Genomic DNA, 2,452 nt, shown 5'->3' with positions numbered 1-2,452 from the left:
AATGACGAGCATGCGCTGACCATCGTCCGCGACATCGTCAGCACGCTCGGCGCGGAGGAGGGGGCTCGCGTAGAGCTGCGCGAGCCAAGGCCGCCGCTGCACGACGCCGAAGAGCTCTACGGCCTGATCCCGGCCGACGTGCGCGAACCCTTTGACGTCCGCGAGCTGATCGCGCGGATTGTCGACGGGTCCGAGCTGCACGAGTTCAAGGCGTTGTACGGCAGCACGTTGGTGTGCGGCTTCGCCCATATCTGGGGGATGCCGGTGGCGATCCTCGCCAACAACGGGGTCCTGTTCTCCGAGAGCGCGGTCAAGGGCGCGCACTTCATCGAGCTGGCGTGCCAGCGCCGCATCCCCTTGCTGTTCCTGCAGAATATCTCGGGCTTCATGGTCGGCGGGAAGTATGAGGCGGAAGGGATCGCCAAGCACGGCGCAAAGCTGGTCACTGCGGTCGCCACCGCGCAGGTGCCAAAAATCACCGTACTGATCGGCGGCAGCTTCGGCGCCGGCAATTACGGCATGGCCGGGCGGGCCTACAGCCCACGCTTCCTGTTCACCTGGCCCAACAGCCGCATCAGCGTGATGGGCGGTGAGCAAGCGGCGTCGGTGCTGGCGACGGTCCACCGCGACGCCGACAAATGGACGGCCAAGCAGGCCGAAGCCTTCAAGCAACCGATCCGCGAGGATTATGAAGCGCAGGGCAACCCGTGGCACGCCACCTCGCGGCTGTGGGACGACGGCATCATCGACCCCGCCCAGACCCGCGACGTGCTCGGCCTGGCCTTCGCCGCCTGCCTCAATGCGCCGATCCCGGAAAGGCCGCAGTTCGGCGTGTTCCGGATGTGATGATGATTTTCACTTTCCTTCTCGCCGCCCAAGTTTCCTCCGGCCAACTCCCCCCGGCCCAACCGATTCCGTCGCCCGACTTCGAGAGCGCCGATGTGATGGCGCCTATCCAGCAATTGCTTGCGGCGTTCGCGGCGGGGGATTCCGCGGCGATGCTGCGGCTCGTCTATTCTGACGGCCGGGTGACGGCGACCGGCACGCGCGCCAGCGGCAGCGGCCTTCGCCAACAGAGTTGGACCGAGTTCGCACAGCGTGTGACGCCCGACGGCCGATTTACGGAAACCATCAGCGACCCGGCGATCGAAGTCGATGGCGATATCGCCATGGTCTGGGCGCCGTTTGTTGTTCGCGTCGGCGGCAAGGTCACCAATTGCGGCACCGACCATTTCGACCTGGTGCGGGACAATGGCGTGTGGAAGGTCATGAACCTGACCTTCTCGTCGCGCGTGACCGGCTGCCCGGCAGAATGATCCGCATCGCCTGAATGACCAAGATTAGAGCTGACCAATTGCTTGTTGCGCGTGAGCTTGCGGAGAGCCGCACCAAAGCTCAGGCGCTGATCCTCGCCGGCTCCGTCTACTCGGGTGACCGGCGCGTCGCCAAGGCGGGTGATTTGTTGCCCGAGGATGCGCCGCTGGAGGTCAAGGGGCGCGACCATCCGTGGGTGTCGCGCGGGGGCGTCAAGCTTGACCATGGACTGACCCATTTCGGGTTCGATGTGACGGGCGCGGTGGCACTCGATGTCGGCTCTTCGACGGGCGGGTTCACCGACGTGCTGCTGAGCCGCGGCGCGGCCAAGATCTATGCAGTCGACGTCGGCACCAACCAGTTGGCGTGGAAGCTGCGGCAGGACCCGCGGGTGATCGTCCACGAGCAGACCAACGCGCGTTATCTCGACGCCACGATCGTCCCCGAGCTGGTCAATGTGGTAGTGTGCGACGCGAGCTTCATCGGCTTGGCGAAGGTGTTGGGGCCGGCGCTTGGGCTGGCCAAACCCGGCGCGAGAATGGTGGCGCTGGTCAAGCCGCAGTTCGAGGCGGGGCGGGACGAGGTCGGCAAGGGCGGGGTGGTGCGCGACCCTACGGTCCACCAGCGCGTTTGCGATGCGGCCGCCGAATGGGTCGTTTCGCAGGGCTGGCGCGTATTGGGAGTGACCGAAAGCCCGATCACCGGGCCCGAAGGCAATAAGGAATTTCTATTGGGGGCAGTGAAGCATGGTTGAAGGTCGAAATTGGCAGCGGATCGCGCTCATTACCGTGCCGGCAATCGTCCTTCTGGGGTCGGCCAGCGGGTGGCTTTCGAACAGCGGTTACGACAATAGCTGGTTCGCCGCGCTGGTGAAGCCCATTTTCATGCCGCCCGGCTGGCTGTTCGGGGTCGCGTGGACCATTCTCTACATCCTGCTCGGGCTGGCCCTGGCGATGATCCTCGCCGAGCCGCCGTCCGACCGGCGGCGCACTGCTTTGGTGCTGTTCTTCGTCCAGCTAGCGCTCAATTTCGCCTGGTCGCCGATCTTCTTCGCCGGCCACGACATCCGGCTGGCGGCGATCGTGATTTTCGTGATGCTGGCGATTGCCGCGTCGGCCGGCGGGCAATTCTTCCGCAT

4 protein-coding genes are annotated in these 2,452 nt (G+C 65.3%); all 4 read left to right on the top strand.

Going from position 1 to position 2,452, the window contains the following annotated elements; genetic code table 11:
* The coding region (locus RMO25_RS02710) for a carboxyl transferase domain-containing protein (protein ID WP_309661071.1) at window positions 1-846 on the top strand (846 nt) is incomplete at its 5' end.
* Complete coding sequence (locus RMO25_RS02705; RefSeq protein WP_309661070.1) at window positions 846-1,316, top strand: nuclear transport factor 2 family protein; 471 nt, start codon at window positions 846-848, stop codon at window positions 1,314-1,316. The genes RMO25_RS02710 and RMO25_RS02705, both read left to right, overlap by 1 nt.
* Window positions 1,317-1,330: 14 nt before the next feature.
* On the top strand, window positions 1,331-2,068 hold the full coding sequence (locus RMO25_RS02700; protein ID WP_309661069.1) for a TlyA family RNA methyltransferase: 738 nt from the start codon (window positions 1,331-1,333) through the stop codon (window positions 2,066-2,068).
* Window positions 2,061-2,452 (top strand): TspO/MBR family protein (locus RMO25_RS02695; protein WP_309661068.1); only part of this gene is annotated, 392 nt, incomplete at its 3' end. The genes RMO25_RS02700 and RMO25_RS02695, both read left to right, overlap by 8 nt.

This window comes from Sphingomonas sp. (assembly GCF_031361285.1).
Lineage (GTDB): Bacteria > Pseudomonadota > Alphaproteobacteria > Sphingomonadales > Sphingomonadaceae > Sphingomicrobium.
Note: the sequence above shows the minus strand (reverse complement) of the source record. Positions and strands in the feature narration are given on the sequence as shown.